This window comes from uncultured Intestinibacter sp. (assembly GCF_902468165.1).
Taxonomy (GTDB): domain Bacteria; phylum Bacillota; class Clostridia; order Peptostreptococcales; family Peptostreptococcaceae; genus Intestinibacter.
On the sequence record NZ_CABQXJ010000019.1, the window covers coordinates 22,550 to 38,951 of the forward strand.

28 protein-coding genes are annotated in these 16,402 nt (G+C 27.7%); 1 reads left to right on the plus strand and 27 read right to left on the minus strand.

Annotated features, from left to right (window positions below; all coding sequences use genetic code 11):
• Window positions 1-47: 47 nt before the first annotated feature.
• The 26 genes from RDX53_RS05305 to RDX53_RS05430 form a co-directional block, all read right to left on the minus strand.
• The gene (locus RDX53_RS05305; protein WP_307993797.1) at window positions 48-1,277 is read right to left on the minus strand and encodes a phage major capsid protein; all 1,230 of its coding nucleotides are present in this window, start codon (window positions 1,275-1,277) and stop codon (window positions 48-50) included.
• Window positions 1,277-2,095 (minus strand): head maturation protease, ClpP-related, encoded by an 819-nt coding sequence (locus RDX53_RS05310; RefSeq protein ID WP_307993798.1) that lies wholly within the window; start codon window positions 2,093-2,095, stop codon window positions 1,277-1,279. The genes RDX53_RS05305 and RDX53_RS05310 overlap by 1 nt, the downstream gene beginning before the upstream one ends.
• Window positions 2,092-3,270, minus strand: coding sequence for a phage portal protein (locus RDX53_RS05315; protein WP_307993799.1), 1,179 nt, complete (start codon window positions 3,268-3,270; stop codon window positions 2,092-2,094). Before RDX53_RS05315 ends, RDX53_RS05310 begins: the two co-directional genes overlap by 4 nt.
• A 17-nt stretch (window positions 3,271-3,287) precedes the next feature.
• On the minus strand, window positions 3,288-4,934 hold the full coding sequence (locus RDX53_RS05320) for a terminase TerL endonuclease subunit (protein WP_307993800.1): 1,647 nt from the start codon (window positions 4,932-4,934) through the stop codon (window positions 3,288-3,290).
• The gene (locus RDX53_RS05325) at window positions 4,924-5,388 is read right to left on the minus strand and encodes a phage terminase small subunit P27 family (RefSeq protein ID WP_307993801.1); all 465 of its coding nucleotides are present in this window, start codon (window positions 5,386-5,388) and stop codon (window positions 4,924-4,926) included. The genes RDX53_RS05320 and RDX53_RS05325 overlap by 11 nt, the downstream gene beginning before the upstream one ends.
• A 122-nt stretch (window positions 5,389-5,510) precedes the next feature.
• Window positions 5,511-6,242 carry an HNH endonuclease gene (locus RDX53_RS05330; protein ID WP_307993802.1) on the minus strand — a complete coding sequence of 244 codons (732 nt, stop codon included), beginning with the start codon at window positions 6,240-6,242 and terminating at the stop codon, window positions 5,511-5,513.
• Window positions 6,243-6,361: 119 nt separating this feature from the next.
• Window positions 6,362-6,652, minus strand: coding sequence for a hypothetical protein (locus tag RDX53_RS05335; RefSeq protein ID WP_307993803.1), 291 nt, complete (start codon window positions 6,650-6,652; stop codon window positions 6,362-6,364).
• A 271-nt stretch (window positions 6,653-6,923) separates the two neighbouring features.
• Window positions 6,924-7,385, minus strand: coding sequence for a hypothetical protein (locus tag RDX53_RS05340; protein WP_307993804.1), 462 nt, complete (start codon window positions 7,383-7,385; stop codon window positions 6,924-6,926).
• A 25-nt stretch (window positions 7,386-7,410) separates the two neighbouring features.
• Window positions 7,411-7,560 carry a hypothetical protein gene (locus RDX53_RS05345; RefSeq protein WP_307993805.1) on the minus strand — a complete coding sequence of 50 codons (150 nt, stop codon included), beginning with the start codon at window positions 7,558-7,560 and terminating at the stop codon, window positions 7,411-7,413.
• Window positions 7,560-7,688, minus strand: coding sequence for a hypothetical protein (locus tag RDX53_RS05350; protein ID WP_307993806.1), 129 nt, complete (start codon window positions 7,686-7,688; stop codon window positions 7,560-7,562). Before RDX53_RS05350 ends, RDX53_RS05345 begins: the two co-directional genes overlap by 1 nt.
• Before the next feature lie 6 nt (window positions 7,689-7,694).
• A complete protein-coding gene (locus RDX53_RS05355) occupies window positions 7,695-7,883 on the minus strand; it encodes a hypothetical protein (protein WP_307993807.1) in 189 nt (62 codons plus the stop codon).
• Window positions 7,884-7,947: 64 nt separating this feature from the next.
• Complete coding sequence (locus RDX53_RS05360; RefSeq protein ID WP_307993808.1) at window positions 7,948-8,472, minus strand: hypothetical protein; 525 nt, start codon at window positions 8,470-8,472, stop codon at window positions 7,948-7,950.
• A gap of 56 nt (window positions 8,473-8,528) precedes the next feature.
• The gene (locus RDX53_RS05365; RefSeq protein ID WP_307993809.1) at window positions 8,529-8,837 is read right to left on the minus strand and encodes a hypothetical protein; all 309 of its coding nucleotides are present in this window, start codon (window positions 8,835-8,837) and stop codon (window positions 8,529-8,531) included.
• Window positions 8,815-9,234 (minus strand): single-stranded DNA-binding protein, encoded by a 420-nt coding sequence (gene ssb / locus RDX53_RS05370; RefSeq protein WP_307993810.1) that lies wholly within the window; start codon window positions 9,232-9,234, stop codon window positions 8,815-8,817. Before ssb ends, RDX53_RS05365 begins: the two co-directional genes overlap by 23 nt.
• Window positions 9,227-10,177 (minus strand): SANT/Myb-like DNA-binding domain-containing protein, encoded by a 951-nt coding sequence (locus tag RDX53_RS05375; RefSeq protein ID WP_307993811.1) that lies wholly within the window; start codon window positions 10,175-10,177, stop codon window positions 9,227-9,229. Before RDX53_RS05375 ends, ssb begins: the two co-directional genes overlap by 8 nt.
• A complete protein-coding gene (locus tag RDX53_RS05380) occupies window positions 10,161-10,751 on the minus strand; it encodes an NUMOD1 domain-containing DNA-binding protein (protein WP_307993812.1) in 591 nt (196 codons plus the stop codon). Before RDX53_RS05380 ends, RDX53_RS05375 begins: the two co-directional genes overlap by 17 nt.
• Window positions 10,752-10,753: 2 nt before the next feature.
• A complete protein-coding gene (locus RDX53_RS05385; RefSeq protein ID WP_307993813.1) occupies window positions 10,754-11,167 on the minus strand; it encodes a hypothetical protein in 414 nt (137 codons plus the stop codon).
• Between the two features lie 43 nt (window positions 11,168-11,210).
• Entirely contained in the window at window positions 11,211-11,393 is a 183-nt protein-coding gene (locus RDX53_RS05390) for a hypothetical protein (RefSeq protein WP_307993814.1), read from the minus strand.
• Window positions 11,394-11,395: 2 nt separating this feature from the next.
• Window positions 11,396-11,545, minus strand: a complete 150-nt coding sequence (locus RDX53_RS05395; RefSeq protein WP_307993815.1) for a hypothetical protein — start codon at window positions 11,543-11,545, stop codon at window positions 11,396-11,398.
• Window positions 11,546-11,621: 76 nt separating this feature from the next.
• Window positions 11,622-12,209 carry a hypothetical protein gene (locus tag RDX53_RS05400; RefSeq protein WP_307993816.1) on the minus strand — a complete coding sequence of 196 codons (588 nt, stop codon included), beginning with the start codon at window positions 12,207-12,209 and terminating at the stop codon, window positions 11,622-11,624.
• Between the two features lie 204 nt (window positions 12,210-12,413).
• A complete protein-coding gene (locus tag RDX53_RS05405) occupies window positions 12,414-13,148 on the minus strand; it encodes an ORF6N domain-containing protein (protein ID WP_307993817.1) in 735 nt (244 codons plus the stop codon).
• Complete coding sequence (locus RDX53_RS05410; protein WP_307993818.1) at window positions 13,141-13,581, minus strand: VRR-NUC domain-containing protein; 441 nt, start codon at window positions 13,579-13,581, stop codon at window positions 13,141-13,143. Before RDX53_RS05410 ends, RDX53_RS05405 begins: the two co-directional genes overlap by 8 nt.
• Window positions 13,582-13,596: 15 nt before the next feature.
• Window positions 13,597-14,352, minus strand: coding sequence for a hypothetical protein (locus RDX53_RS05415; protein WP_307993819.1), 756 nt, complete (start codon window positions 14,350-14,352; stop codon window positions 13,597-13,599).
• 293 nt (window positions 14,353-14,645) lie between these two features.
• Window positions 14,646-15,101: a Rho termination factor N-terminal domain-containing protein gene (locus tag RDX53_RS05420; protein WP_307993820.1), complete on the minus strand. Its 456-nt coding sequence runs from the start codon at window positions 15,099-15,101 to the stop codon at window positions 14,646-14,648.
• A gap of 24 nt (window positions 15,102-15,125) precedes the next feature.
• Window positions 15,126-15,434, minus strand: coding sequence for an excisionase family DNA-binding protein (locus RDX53_RS05425; RefSeq protein ID WP_295763816.1), 309 nt, complete (start codon window positions 15,432-15,434; stop codon window positions 15,126-15,128).
• Window positions 15,435-15,487: 53 nt separating this feature from the next.
• Window positions 15,488-15,649, minus strand: a complete 162-nt coding sequence (locus RDX53_RS05430; RefSeq protein ID WP_295763813.1) for a hypothetical protein — start codon at window positions 15,647-15,649, stop codon at window positions 15,488-15,490.
• A gap of 149 nt (window positions 15,650-15,798) precedes the next feature.
• Between RDX53_RS05430 and RDX53_RS05435 the strand changes: the two genes are divergently transcribed.
• On the plus strand, window positions 15,799-16,161 hold the full coding sequence (locus RDX53_RS05435) for a helix-turn-helix transcriptional regulator (protein WP_307993821.1): 363 nt from the start codon (window positions 15,799-15,801) through the stop codon (window positions 16,159-16,161).
• A 36-nt stretch (window positions 16,162-16,197) separates the two neighbouring features.
• Here the strand turns inward: RDX53_RS05435 and RDX53_RS05440 are convergent, their stop codons facing one another.
• A complete protein-coding gene (locus RDX53_RS05440) occupies window positions 16,198-16,329 on the minus strand; it encodes a hypothetical protein (protein WP_307993822.1) in 132 nt (43 codons plus the stop codon).
• Window positions 16,330-16,402 lie beyond the last annotated feature (73 nt).

The window sequence follows — 16,402 nt, forward strand, 5'->3', positions numbered from 1 at the left end:
TCTAAAAAAAAGAAAAGACCAGTCATAGACTAGTCTTTCTTTTATTATTATGCTTGTTCCTTAGTTGCTACAGTGCCTTTTACTTTTGTGTATATTACTGCTTCTTCTAATCCAGATATATCAAGTAATAAAGAGCAAGTATTATCTGTACATTTTCCGTTACCGTAAGTTTTTATTTTGTAAGTAGTTGCATCATCTAAGAATTGGAAATCTTTAGAGTATTCTATAACTCCTTCTTTTGCTCCACCCATAGCCATAAAATACTCATTAGGTAAGCATACTATAGCTTTACCTGTTTCTACTTCATTTGATATTACTACTTCTGTAGGGAATGGGAATACATCTTTTACATATGCTCCATTTGTATTTAATAGAGTTGTAGCAGGCATTATTTTAGTTAAGTAATCCACTTGGTTTACTATCATTAAAACAGAACCGAATTTTCTAGTTCTTCCACCATGTTTTTTACTATTATCATCTGTATATTCTTCTGTTTTAGCCATTTTTGAAATTAAATTACCATAAGTTTTAGGTGAAAAATCTGTTATTTTTATAGCAGATTTTTGAGGATATCCAGTACTAGTAGAGTATGATACTCCTTTATGTATATCTCTATCTAAACCTACAGGACAGTCTAACCCATTTCCTGAAACAATGGCCTTTTCAAGTCCACATGCTATAGCATCTTTCATTATAGTTCTAACATATGCATCTATAAATGTTGGCCCTAAATCTAACATATCATTAGGCACAGATGCAAATGCCGATAATTTATTTTGAGTTATATCTACTTCTTTAAATGCAGAAGTTAATTCTTTAGTTATTGCAGTATTTAATTTGCCCCATACAGCTGTATCTATAGTGTGATCATTTAATATCCATTTTGTCATATATTTAGCATTTACAAAATTTATTTTTGTTAATAATGGATGTTCTTCTAATAAGTCTTTGTATACATCTGTTATAACAGTTTCTGGCATTATTCCTTCAGGAGATTTTATAAAGTTTGCAAATGATTGTTCTGGTCTTGGACTTCTAGATGCTTCTATAAACCCTTTATACCATTTTTCTTCAGCAGTAGTAAGTTGTCTATAACCTCTATCCGCTAATATGGATTTATCTTGAGTTTGTTGATATTCTAAAGCATCTTCTTTTATTTTTTGCATTTTTGCTTCTAATGCATCATTAAGTATCGTTACTGCTTGATCTTTATCTTCAGCTTCTAAGAATTTAGTTATTTCTTCTTTGAATTTTATATCTTTGTTTAATATTGCCATTATTGTTGGCCTCCTTTTCTATTTAATTTTTCTTTATAAGTATTAAAAAAAGAACACTTAGTATGTTCTTCCAGTTCTTGCATTGATTGTGGTTCACTTGTTTGTGGATGTTGGTTTGCTAACATAACAAAATCTAGCATCTCTTGTCTTAATGATTTTTGCATAAATAAATCATTTTTCATCTGTAACAAGTTATTCTTTTCAGCTTCTAGTAATTGCTTTTCATCTGCTTGTTTTTCATTTGAGATTTCATCACAAAATCCATACTCTAAGCATTGTTCAGGAGTTAAAATTGTTTCTTTCTCCATCATTTCTATTAGTTGCTCTTCTGTTAGATTTTTAGCTCTTTCCAAATATATTTTTCTATTAGATTCCATTAATGTATCTAAATCATCAGCTTGTTTTCTAAGTTCTTTCGCATTTCCTTCACATCTTACCCACATATCATGTATCATCATAGATGTTCCAAGTCCCATTATAATTTTGTCACATGCTAAACAAATTATACTTGCAACTGAATAAGCAAAACCATCTACAAAGCAACACTTTTTGCATTTTTTTCTTTTTAGCATATTGTAAATTGCTATTCCTTCTTTGACGCTACCACCATAAGAGTTAACAAATAATTCTATTTCATCTGTATCAGGTATTTTATCTAATTGTTCTCTGAAATAATTTGCAGATGTTTCACTTTCTTCATACTCCCAAGTATTCCAGTTAAAAGTGCCATATTCTGTTACTTCATCATATATGTATAATTGATGTTTGTTTGTTCCTGCTAATTGATTAAATCTATATTTAAGTTTTGGATGTTTCATCTTTCTTCACCCCCTCCATTATTATTTTTAACATCACCTATTAATCTGTTTTCTACTGTGTCATAGTTTTTAGTAATAAAATGTTGTTGACTAAATTCAGTATTAAGCTTATCAAATCCTATAATTCCTCTAACTTCGTCTATGCAACATGTTCCAGATGCAATAAGCTTGTCTGCCTTTTCAGCAACATCTAATATATCTATGTGATTAATAGTTGATGTATCTACTTTTACATAATTACCTTTTGCCCAGCCATAATAATCTCCTGAAGTTTTTCGTGTTAGTTCTTCCGATATCATATCTGCTATTGGATCTATACAAAATGTAAGAAATACTTTTACTATTTCATTCATATTTGTAATATTACCCAACATAAGTGATACAGGTATCTGAAAGGCTTGAGCTACTATTTCAAACATTTCTTTTCTAAGATTTCTAAAGTCTGAACTATCTTTATTTGTTTTAGGTGATACATCTTGGAGGTCGTATCCTTTAAATTGAAGATATACAGCATTCTCATTTTCCATAAAAGTCTTTAATTGTTTTGAGATTACTTCTTCATAAAGTTTTTGAAAACTAGGATCTCCAGCTTTTAAATTTTCTAAAATTAACTTAAATTTACTTCCATTTGATTTTTTATAACTTTTAGCTGCATAAGAAAGTAGTTCTCCGTATTGTTCATATAATCCATCAATTAATTTTTTTATATGAGTATTATTAAGTTGCAATCTTAATACTTCATTACTTTTAAAAGTTTTTTTCAATTGCAAATTTCCTATTACAACACCTTTGTATAAATTCCCCAAAATTGGATATTCTTCTGGAACATAGCTATCAGCGCAATATAATTTATTGTCTATTTCAACAATTATACTTCCATTGACATCATATATCATTTTTTCTATAGCTTTATGCCATAGTTGGCTACTATTTTCATTAGCATTTGGTGATATATTAAAAGCGTAATAATCTTTATTTTTAACTTCTTGATTATTTTCATATACTTTAATTTCACATTTTGCTATTGCATTTGCTATTAAGGTTATTGCAGTTTGTATTGCTAATTCTTTATAATATACTTCCTGTATTTTTTCTTCTATTACACTTTCTATTATTTCACCTTTATTATTTTTAGCATTCCCCAAGAAGTCCATAAACCATGTTTTTATACTCACAATTTTCTCACCTCCTTTTAAAATACTAATGGTGGCATAAAGAATAATTCTGAATTATCCTCATCTTCTAATGTATCTTGTGCAGCAATCATTGCATGTACAAAAGCCATAAATCCATCTGTTTTTCTACTTTTAGGTTCTATCTTGTCATATACATAGTTTCCTAAAGTTTTACTAGTTAACTTTGTATTATTTGTAAACCACCTCATTAGAGGATTATCTCCCCATATAATTTGATGGTTATTAAATAAACTATCTATCACTGGTACAATCTTCATAATATCACTTGGTCTAATTATTTTTACCTGTTCTTTATCAGATGTATCTATTCCAATTTTTTTTAATGATTTAGATAGTAATGCTAATCTAAAATTATCTATTCCAGTTTTTATACAATTATATTTTATCAACTGTTCTTGTACCCATTCACAAGGAATATCTGGATTAATTTCAATATCATTGACTATAGTCAATAATCCTTTCTCTTGCCATTCTTCTAAAGGTGCTTTTATTCTATCTTTATCTCTTGAATTAATACAAAACCAACTATGGCTAATCCAATAATAAACTCCACCTTTAAGGAACAATAATCCTACTGTTAAAAAGTCATTGACTTTAGTATAGTCAAATCCTATAGTACAACTTGCACCTTCTAAATCTGGTATTTCTTTATTTGTTGCTAATATATTTTCCCAAGAAGTAACTTCTATATCTTTACTTCCCTTTGGAATATTCATTCTTTTAGTCATAAATGCACTATTTACATAAGGGTTTATCTTATAGTCCTCATATTCTTTTTTCATTTGTTCCATTAGGGATGGTCTATAAGGTAAACTTGGGTTAGCTTTTGCCCAATTATTATAATCGTGTACCTCTTCTTCATCATCTAAGCGACAAATAAAAGGTAAAAATCCATTATCTTCAATTTCTCCATTTAGGATTAACATTGCTTTTTCTAAGAGATTATCTAATGGTCCATCTCTTACATCTCCATTAGTTGTTATATATGTTCTTCGTGGGTGGTCTTTTTTCCCTAAACCTGTTGTAAATACATTTATATTCTCCCAGTTTTGGTATGCATGTATTTCATCAAAATCAACCTTACCACTTCTTAAACCGTCTTTTCCTTTTGGATTATTAGTTCTAAATTTAATTCTACTTTTAGTCTTAAGATTTATAATTTCTTCTTTATTCCAGTAGAAATGTTTTTTCATTTTTTTTGTATGTTTTGGATCTTCTAATATATTATAAATATCCATAAAAGTTGTTTTAGCTTGGTCCTCACTATTAGCAGAAATATCTATATCATAGTTTTTTATTCCATTAGTTGGAGTAATCAAACAAAAATCTTCATATCCTAAATATGCATTTTTACCTGAGCCACGGCCAACTAAAATAAACAAATCTGGAAATCTTGGTAATCCATTTTCTTTAAACACGCAATTATGTAATACAAAGCAAAATTTTTCCCATGGGAATAAATCAAAGGGGAAATATTTTTGATATGAAAAATATTTTTCTACTTTTTCATCATCTATAATTAGATTTTCTGTCTCAAATATTTTTTTTATGAATTTTGATAATAACTTTTGTTCTTTACAAACAGGAATTATATCATTATCTACAATATCTAAATATTCTTGTATATATTTGTTATAATTCATCGTCATCATCTTCTTCTAACTTAGGTACTATCAACTTACATCTACTACTTATCGTTAATCCTAAGTCTCTAGCGCTACTTTGGCATTGCTTAAATACTTTATCTTGCATATTTTGCATTTTATTTATATCATCAATGTCAATTTGTTCTTCCTCTTTTTTATGTTTTTTTATCATTGTTGTTAATGTCTTTGTATATTCAATATATAATCTTCTTGCTATTATATATCGTGCTAAACAATCTTCATCTAATTCTGTCATTATTCCTACTGATAAAAGTTTTTCTGATATTTGTTCAAATATCTTTTTTTCTGCAGCTGTTAAATAAGTTGGTGGTTGTATGTTTTTTAAATTTACATATAATTCTTCATTTGTTCTTTTTTCAATTTCGTCTTTTGTAAGATGTTTTTTACCTTTTGCTTGAATCAATTTTATTGGTTCTCTTGGCCTCACCATATTCTCACCTCCTTATTTTTATTTAAATTTTCATTTAGGGAGTTTTTTTTCGTTTGTCTACTCCCCCCTCCGTTGAAACGTCCCCCAGAAAATTTACCCCATATAGGGGAGTGGGGGGTATTTTACCATCGTTCTTTATATTTATCTTCGTTTTTTTCTTTACTTGCTAGATATTGCTTATGTTTATATACTATCCTTGTAAATTCTTCATCACTAATAGTTCGTCTACTCTTACATACTTGTATATCCTCTTCTATCTCTACATACTTAGCTTGATATCTATCAAATAGTTCTCTTTCATTTTCATTTGGGCTTGACCTAATAACATATATGTTTATATTCTTTAGCTTCATAGCTTCCTCTATAAATTTTATTAGTAATCTATTTGCAACTGTTATTGCTTCTAAACTAGGATTACTATATGTTATAGCATCTACTATATAATCTAAGTCATAGACTAAACCGTTCCTTAATCTTTTCTTAACGTACGTTGTTTTCCCTGCTCCAGGTAATCCTGTAACTATAATTAACTTCGGTTTCTTTATTGCACTTTTTTCTGGATGCAATTTATTATGGCATGATTTACATACTGCTATTAAGTTTATATATTGCTTGCCTTCATATGTATAGTACTTAGATAATGCTAGCTCTGGATACTTTCTAACATGTTGAATATGATGGACTGTATCAGCTTTAGTTATCTTACCAAGCTTCTTACACTCTTGACATTCATAATGCTGCTCTCTTAATACTTCTTCTTTAAGATGTCTGAATTCTTTTGATTTATAGAACTTCCAAAGTTCATCTTTCTCTATCAGTTCATTTATCCATTTTTCTAAATCTTTACTTTTCATTGCTATATAGTACTCCTACATCTACATATATGTTTCTTATTATATACTTGGCTATTTAGTCCATTTATCTTTCCTCCTAAATAATAAAGGACCTTATATTAATAAGATCCTTGTTTAAATTATTGTTCTAATAAGCTTCTTAATTCTTCTTTATATTTTTCATCTTTAGCTATTCTTAATAGATATTCTATCTCCCACTTTCTTGGTGTATTGGGCATCTTCTTTCTTACAGCTAAATCTATTATACTTTTAGCTTTGTTATAGTTATGTATATGTGTATGTCCTTCTTCAAAGTGTTTCTTAGTATTATGTACTATATATCCATGCTTTACCTGATATATAACATATTCTTTTCTCTGATATATCTTTCTTGCTCCTGGAGATTTATCAAAGTTAGGTTTATCTCGCATCAACTCTTCCAGTTCCCAATACTTCTTCGGAACTTCTATTGTAGCTTCTATAACCTCATTTATATCTCTATATACTTTTTTCCCATTTCATTCCAACTCCTTGAATGTGAAAAGCTGATGCACTCTATTTAAAGTACATCAGCTTCTCTAGACCTATATTACTATTTAATGTAGGGAATTTATATATTTTTTTACAATATAATAGTAACATATTGTTTCTGAAATTTTTCTGAAATTTTTCTGAAATACTTCCGAACTTTTTCATTCTATATTATAATCTATTTTTTATTTTTTCTATCAAGCCATCTCTTATGTTTACACACTGTCTATCGCAGTAACCAGTCATTTTAGCTATGTGATTCCAATTATTTTTTCTCCTATCATTGCTAAAATATCTAGCTTCTACAATCTTTTTTTCTGTTTCATCTAATAAACTCATTGCAGCTTCTACTCTTTTTATTTGTATTTTTTTCTTATTTATTTTCTTTGTTTTATCTAATATATCTTTTTCTCTTCTTATTAATTCTTCATATACCGTATCAGTTATATTATTTGTTATTCCTGTAGTTTCAGAAGAATATGTAATAGCTTTACATCCTTCATATTCTTGTTTTGATATCTCTAGTTCATATTCAAGACATTCTACATCAGCTTTTAGTCCTGTATAATCGTAAAGCTTTCTTTCTGCTTTTTTAAACTGTTTATCTAGTTTTTTACTCTTCTTATCTGCCATAATCTTTCCCCCAATTAATGTACTTTTATACTTCCCACATATCTGGCACTGTGTTAACTGCTATACAATCTCCTAATAATTTGTATATTATACACTCGCTTTCACATTGTGTAGATGTACATCTTGCACACTCTTCTTTGATTATTTTGAGTGCTTGTTTTATTTTTTCTTCCATTATTTTTCCTCCAATTCTTTTTCTACTTCTTCTATTGCTTCTATTACAGAAGCTAGAGGACTTAGCCCCTTAGCTTCCATTATTTTCTTTGCTCTATTTACAATTTCATTTACTTTGCTTAATAGCAAATCGTATCATCCCCTCTTTAGTCCTTCTAATTTTTCAAGTTTATTATCAATATATTTACATCTATTTTTACAACTCTCTTTTAATACAAACTCTTTCCCATCAGCTCTTCCTATAATGCTATAGCCTATAAAATTTTTACAATTTCCCTTATCATCTTCTTTTTCAAAGTTTTTACATTTAATTTTACATTCCATTAATCTTCCTCCTTTAAAAAACTTAATTGCTCATACTTAACTGATTTCATTTTCAAATTTTATATTATTTATCATATAATTTACTATTTAGCTCATTAGCTATTTGTATTATATTTTTTAAATTATTTTCTTCTCCTAAAAACGGTGGAAGTGCTGTAGAAATTTTAAATCCAAATGGTACTTCGTTAAATCCTGCTGTTAGCATTTTCTTAGCTTGTTCAGCTCCAAATAATTCTTTTAACTTATTATATCCCCATGAATTGCCATTAAATATATCTACACAACAGTCACATAATGTTTGTTTTGCATAGCTGTAATATCTAATATCTATTTTATCTTTTTTTGTTAATCCACATCTTTCACATACTTTTGATTCTTCTCTTAGTTTTTCTAGTTCTACCTCAGATTCATTTTCACTATTTGTTATTCCTAATTCATCTAATATTTTCCCAAAAAGCTCTAACTTATTATTTTCAAATTCTAAATCTGCATTTTTATTACTTTCTAGTATTTCTATAGATTTATTTGTTGCTTCTTTCATACAAGATATTAAAGTTTTTATTTCTTTATTGTTTAAATTTATATTCATTTCTTTTCCCCCTATATTTATAAATATCTTTTTAATTAAAGGTATATCTTTCCTTTCTAAACTTCTACAGTATAAACTTTACTTGCTCCCCTACCTTGTTTGCAAAATGTATATCCTTCATTTTCGGATATATACTCTGCTGTTTTAGCTTTCTTCGGTAATATACTGTAATATCTTATATAAGCTTCTCTTATTTGTTCTTTCTTAATAGTTATATTATTTTCTACTAAGAATTTAAAGAATGATTCTTTACTATCAAAATCTTCTACCTTTCCTACTATATTTGTTATATTTCCTTTACTATCTCTAAATCCTCTAAGCTTATTTTCAAATATAGAAGCATCAAAAGGGTATGTCATCATCATCTATAGCTTGAAATCCATTTGGATCTAATCCTGGTGTTGGTTCAAAACTTGGATTTATATCTTCTTGTTGGTTAGTATTTTTATAGTCTAAAGCTTGTACACTTCCTGAGCTAACTTTTGTAAAACTTCTATTTTCCCCTGCTTGAGTTTGATATCTATCTACTTTAATTCTTCCTTGAATTGCAACTAATCTTCCTTTTGTTATGTAATTAGCACAAAACTCAGCTGCTTTTCCTATTACTTCTATAGGTATAAAATCTGTTTCTTTTGTACCGTCTTTTTTCTTATAATCTCTATCTATTGCAATTGTAAATGTCGCAACTGCAGTTCCAGTTCCAGGCATATATCTTAGCTCTGGGTCCTTTGTTAATCTTCCGACTAATACTACACTATTCATTATTTTTTCCCCCTTCTGTATTCATTCTATATATTTGTTTCCTTATTGCTTCTTTACTTCTGTTTGGTAAGTATTTTTTTATTTCTCTTATACTCAAACCTTCTAATGTCATACTTTTTACAATTTGCTTCTCCTCTTCTGTCCATTTTTTATTGCTACTTTTAAATTCTTGTGTTTTCTCTTTTTTACCCTTTATTTTATCTAAATCTCCTGTCCCATATATACGATAAAGCTTATTTCGTATAGCTCCAGCAGTTTTATTAGGAAGTTTTTGTTGTATTGTTTTATAGTCATAACCTTCCTTTACTAACTTATTTAGTAGTTTTATATCTCCTTCTGTCCATCTTGATATTTCCTCATGAGTAATAGGTCTATATTTTATTTTTAATTGTTTTAATCTGCTTCTTATTGAAAATTCACTTCGTTGCATCCTTTCTGCTATTTCTGTGCAATTGTACTTATATTGTTTTAATAAAAAAATTAACTTTTCATCTTCATCTTGGGTCCATGTTTTTTTCCTATATGTATTATTGATTATGTCCCTTTGTCTTTTAGCTTCTACCCACTGTGGTTCTTTTCCTAATGAATATCTTGTGAATTTTGAAAAGTCTAAGAATGTTTGATTTTCTTCTGCCCATTCCCAAAACTTGTCTATCTTTATAACCTTAAAACTATTATTATTAACTTTTTTATTTCTTAAAGGTAATCCTCTTCTAAGCCATGAATTTCTAGTATTCATGTCTACATTGTACCCTACTGTCTTTAATAATTGATTAAAAGTTATATAATCTCCATTCTCTAAAAATGCTCCTAAGTTTAACTCGTACTTTTTCATTGAGATTGCTCTTTCACTTCTATTTAAAACCCTTGATATTGTTTTTATGCTTGTAACTCCCCAATGATCTCTTAGGTATGTTACTTCTTCCTCAGTCCATAGTCTCAATGTCTTTCCCCCCTTTAATTAAATCTAGTAAATATAATACCGCAGCTTCTTTACAGTCATGTTTTTTTATTGTCGTTTCCTTTCTACTATCTATGCTTATATATTCTTTACCTCCATTATTTTCTATCCAGTATAATCCTTTTGGATATCCTGTTTCTAATATAGCGATAAAATCTCCTGGTCTAATCTGTTTTAGCTTTATTTTTTTTTCATATATAATATATTTATAATCTTTGGTTAATTTGGGCTCTTTTATATTTGTTATTTCTTTTTGCCCTATTCTTAACTTTTTTAAAGCTTCTTTTTTGCTTTTAAAAGAATATTTTTTATTAAGATCTAAGTCTAAAACATATACTTTATTCTTTTTAGGCTCTCTTATCTCACCTTTAGGGAATAATTTTTCTAACTCTGTTTTTCCCCCTGATGCCCTTATTTCTTTTATTTCATTTATTCTTTTTTTAGCTTCTGCTTTATCTTGTAAACTTGTAAAATTCGGAATATCTTTTTCCCCATTTAAAATAGTATACGCAAGTGCTAAATAGTTTTCATAGCAAGGGTCAGTTTTATAATCCATATTTATTCCCCCTTAAAATTCCATCCTCTTGCTTTAAGTTTTTTTATATGTTTTTCTAAACCTTCTGACATAAATTCTAATAAACCTAATCTATATAAAATATTTACAACAACTTGTATAACATCATAACTTTCTTCTATTACTTCATCTATACATATAACTTCATTTTGATTGTATTTATTTGCAGCTTCTATTAACTCTTCTGTTTCTTCTCTTAATTTATCCAATTCTTCTTGAAATTCATAGTTTCTTGTATCTAGAATAGGAAAAGTAAATTTATCTATAGTGTTGGCACAATCTCCACATAATTCTATATCATCATCTATTAGTGCTCCTTTATATGTTTTTATTGTTATTTTGTATTTATCTTTCTCTTCTATTTCTTTTTTGCATTTATCACAATAATGTTTAATCATTTCTATTCCCCCTTAAAATCTATATTCATTTTTAATTCTTTCTTCAGTTATTTTTATCGCCCTTTCCACCTTTTATTAATTCAAATCGTTCATTTTCTTTTTTTAAGTATTCGTCTATTCTTTCTATTTGTTTATTTATAGTATGTACATAATTCCACCATGCTCCAACTATAAATCCTATACTAAATATCACTGAAATTCCTATCAGATTTAGTATTATTTTCATTATTATCTCTCCTTTTTATCTACTAGTTTCCATTCTCCTGGAATAGTCTGATAAACACATTCATGTAGTAGTCTTTTTATTTCACACTTACTACAATCTTCTTCTTTGTCACAAATACTTTTTAAATGTATTAATGCTTCTAATGTATCCATTTTTCATCCTCCTTTACTACCTTCTAATCTAGATATTTACAAGATTAGAAGGTTTATTAAGATTAAAACTATGTACTTAATTAATTATTTCACTTTGATTTTTATAAAAAAAGCTTATAAGGTTTTTTATTTTTTCTAAAACTACTTCATTTTCTTTTTCTCTATTTTTTATACTTTTTATTTTTGACTGTGAATTTGCATCAAATAATTCTTTAATTTCTTCTAAAACTAAGTAATCATTAGCTTCTTTGTCTTCTAAAATTCTTGTCTTACATAACCCTCTTTTCTCTAATTCTTCAAATAATTGCTCTTCTGTATATTTTGATAAATCTTCTATTGCTTTTTCATATTCTAGATTTTCTCTATACTCTATTGCTTTTTGTATATTTATTTTATTTTGTTTTTCTGTTACAACTTGAACATTTTCAAAATACCAGTTCATAGTAAAAACTAATAGTTCTTCTTGAGTTTTTATATCGTCTTTTGCAAATAGTTCAACTTGATCTATAAATGAATAACCTATATCTGAGTTGTCATTTATAAATATATTAACCCAATGTGTATCAGCTTCTTTTTCTGCTCTTATATCTCCAACTGTCGCTATTAATGAACTTGTTTTTTCTATTTTTATATCTTCAGCAAGTGTATATATCTTGTAATCCATAATATTAATCCTCCATAGTTATATTTAATTTAAATCAAATGTTTGTTGAACTTGTAGTACTTCCTGTTCTTGTTCCCAAATAGTTTTTATTCCTTTTTTTCTCAAAGTATCATTTATAAATTTTTTACCTTTTTGAGTCCATTTTGTTTGTGGTTTTGCATTTTTAATTTCTGATTGAACAGTTCTTGCATATCCCTTGCCTTGTTATTTAGAATATAAAAGCCATTGGCCATTTTGTTTGTATTGAACTCCTAAATCATGTAATAAATCATTTAAAGCCTGTCCACTCATTCCAAAGTCTTTTGCTATTTGTGTTATAGTAAGCAATGTATCGTTATCCTCTAAAACTTTTTTAGTATAATTTGCAGCAGGTAACAATTCATTTATAGTATTAGATTGTTTTTCAATTGTGTCTTGTAATGGTCTTGTTTCTAATTCAGTTAATTTCTTACTAGCTAATACTCCATTTTGTCCACCGTTATAAATTTCTAATAGCAAATTTGATTTTAGTTGGTCGCTTGAGTTTATTACTTTTCTCATTGCAAAGTATTCATCTATCAACTTGTCGTGTATTTCCCAAGCTAAATCCGTATCCATTATTTTTATTAGTTTTGCGTAGCCTCTCTCACTTAATAAGAAAATATTTTTAGTTCGATTACTTCCTTTTAGTGCTAAGTCGTTCACAACGACTTTAAATTTTGGGTTACTTAATAAATCTATATAATCAATATTTCTTTTAAATCTTTTTATATTATTTTTAATTAATTCTCTTACGTGTTTTACTTCCATGTTGTGTATTCTTGCAACGTCTTTATCTGTTAAGCATCTTTTACCTTCACCAAATCCACCTTCAACTACTGGTATTTCTTTTCCCATAAATTCTTGTGTACCTTTTACATCTATACTTGCTACTAAGTTATTTATTTCGTTGTTATTCATTTCGTTTTTCCCCCTTTCCATTTCTGCAATTATCTATAAATGTTTCATAATCAGAGTTCATATATGCTGTTATAAGATTAATAGCTTCATTAGCTCCAAAACAAATTGAAACTGCATACCCTTGCTGTTCTAATTTAAATAACCATTCTTTTTGCTCTTTACTTGCCTTTTTAGATGCATCTTTTTTTAACTCTATGTATAAACCATGAAATCCAATTTTAGGAACTGGTAAACATAAATCTGGAATACCCTTTCTTAAACCAATTCTTTTTAGCTTAGCCCCATTTTTTCTTTTACCTTCATTCGGTATATGATAAATCATTTCATATTCTGGTACATATGCACTCATACTATTACAGTAATTTATAATTTGCATTTGTTCCGTATCTTCTGTTTTTTCTTTTAAGTAGTATGTATTGCTATATTTACTCAAATCAAATTCCCCCTATCAATTTAATCTAATTAGTGTGTATCTAAAAAATTTGTATCCCGTAAATTCATTAAATCCTGAATAAACACTGTCTTTTTCTAAATAATAATTTGCATATTCTTTTGATTTTGTTACTTCTTCTTTAAAAAACTCATTTCTTGTTATTACTTTTACTTTTACAACTGGCTTGTCTAAATTTTTACTACTGTTCCATGCAGCACCATTAAGTTGTTTAGCTTCTTCTTTATTTGTTTTAGTATATTTTAATAAATAAGCTGCTAAATCTTTATATTGTCCACTTTTATCCAGTAAGCTAATCTTGATAAATCCTTTATTCCAGCACTTTTGGAATATAGAAGTATCTATAGCATTAACTACAAAATGAAAATGTAATGCTTTTCTTTTTCCTACTTCTGCTACTGCTATATATTTAAGTTCTTTTCCTTGTTTTTTATATTCAGTTCTTACTTTTCTTAGCAACTTCTTTTTATCGTCTTTTAACTCTTCTATGCTATTTGGTCTAAGATCTTCTTTATAAGAAAAAACTATATGATAATCTCCACCTTGAAAGTTACAATTTAATAGTCTAGTAAGTTTTAATTCTTTTTGTCTATAATTCACTTTTTCTTGTTGTTCAGTAGTTTTATTTTCTTTTGGTCCTCTAATATCACTTTTCTTAAATTTAGTATGTTTACCTGGGGAGTGTCTTCTATCATATTTTTTGATAACCTCTACTACCTTCCCAGATATTATTGTCTTTTGTACATATGACATTTTTACTTCCCCCAATAATAAATAATAAATCTTATTTTAATGATATTTTGTTCTAAAGTTAATAGTATTATCGAGTCAATATACACCATCTGGTGCAGCTATCAATTCGACTTAACTTTTTATACCTATTCTTGAAACTCTAGTTTTAAATTTTTATTTTCAGTTTTATCTTTTATTTTTACTTCTACTTTGTTATCTTCTGTTTCTATAACCATTGTTTCCGAATCTTTAAAATAGACTATCATTTTTCTATCCCCCTTTTACCACTCGGAATTTATTTTTAAGTATAAAAATTATTGTCTATATCTTGCTTTTTGGTAATCTTTTTCTGTCATAAACACTTGAATGTTATCGTAAAGTTGTAAATTGAAAGGTTTTTTAGCTCCTACTTTTATGAAAACATCAGGTAATCCATCATCTCTTTTTCTGTTACCTGCTTTAATTCTTCCAGTAAAAGTTTTTATACGATTTTCATCTGAAAACATTTTAACTGTCACTGGTGTACCTACTGGTAATGTTCTTACTACATCATGCCATATTCTTATAAGTTGTCCTTCTGTCTTTGGCGCTTTTTTTACTTTTTGATTAGCTTCTTGATTAGTCTTTTGATTAGCTTCTATTTTTTTTGGTTGTCTTGTTTTTAAGGCTTCTATTAATTCTGCCTTATTCATTTTGCTTCTTCCTTTTATATTTAGTTCTTTTGCTGCTTGTCTTAACTCTTTTACTGTCAAATCTTCTAGGTGTTTCATAATTTTTTCCCCCTTAAATTTAACTTAAAATTCTCCTCCAGCTGCAACCCATTTATCGTAGGAAATCCTATCTATTCTATATTCTCTTCCTACTTTCGCAACATAAAAAGAATTATTTTTCTTTCCATACTGAATTAAACTTCTAACATATGCTTCACTACAATTCAAATACTTAGAAAACTCTTTTACTGTCATATAATCTCTAGCTTTAAATTCATCATTTGTTCTAAATTTTTGAATTATTTCATCTAAATCAATCCTTTCTAAAATAGAATTAATTAGATCAGCTTGAGCTATATTCCTTATTATAAATTTTTCTGTTTCTGTTGCCATTTCTATTTCCCCTTTTAAGTTTTTTTAATTAGGCGAGTTTACCTCGCCATTTTTCATTGTTTTTCTTTTTCTTTCTCTTTTTGTTTTTCTAATTCTTGTTTTGCGTACAATGCTTGTGCAACCATCCATATGCCTCTCACATCTGTGTCATTTAAATTATTTATTATAGATGCAATTTCATTCGCTAAAGCCTTTTTTCTTTCTATTTCATTCATTTTCTGCCCTCCTTTTATAGCAATACTTGTTAATATACTTATATATTATAGTAAATATTAATATAAGTCAACGTATTTTTGTTATTTTTCTTGTTTTTTTTAGTATTCATTGCTATAATTTGTATATAATAAACTTTGGAGGTTGAAAAATGAATAAAAGAATAAAAGAATTAAGAAAATATTTGCAGTATAATCAAAAGCAGTTTGCAGATGCGCTGGGAATTGCCCAGACTTCTGTCAGCTTCCTGGAACGAGAAGGTTCCAATGTAACTGAACAAAATATCAAAACTATTTGTACTATCTTTAATGTCCGCGAAGAATGGTTAAGAGAAGGTAAAGGAGATATGTTTAAATCTCTATCTCCTGATGAAGAACTAATAAAATATGTTTCTGAATTAGTACAAGATGGAGATCAACTTAAAAAGGATTTAATTCTTACTATTTTGAAATTGGATTCTGAAGATTGGAAGGTTATAAAAAAAATAATAACTAGTTTAAGCTCAAGTATTTAAGCTAAAATAAAAAAAGATAAGCATTTGCTTATCTTTTTAATACTTATAACTATTATAACTAGATACAAATATTTTTATTAATTTTAAATATTTTATATTGTGTATAGCTTCTATTTTTTTTACTATTTCTTTTTTTATTTCTTCCTCTTGTAATTTCTTATTCTCCATAAATTTACTCCCCTTTTTCAGAATTATAGAACATACATTCGATTAAGATAATTATAGAAGAAAGATATATTTT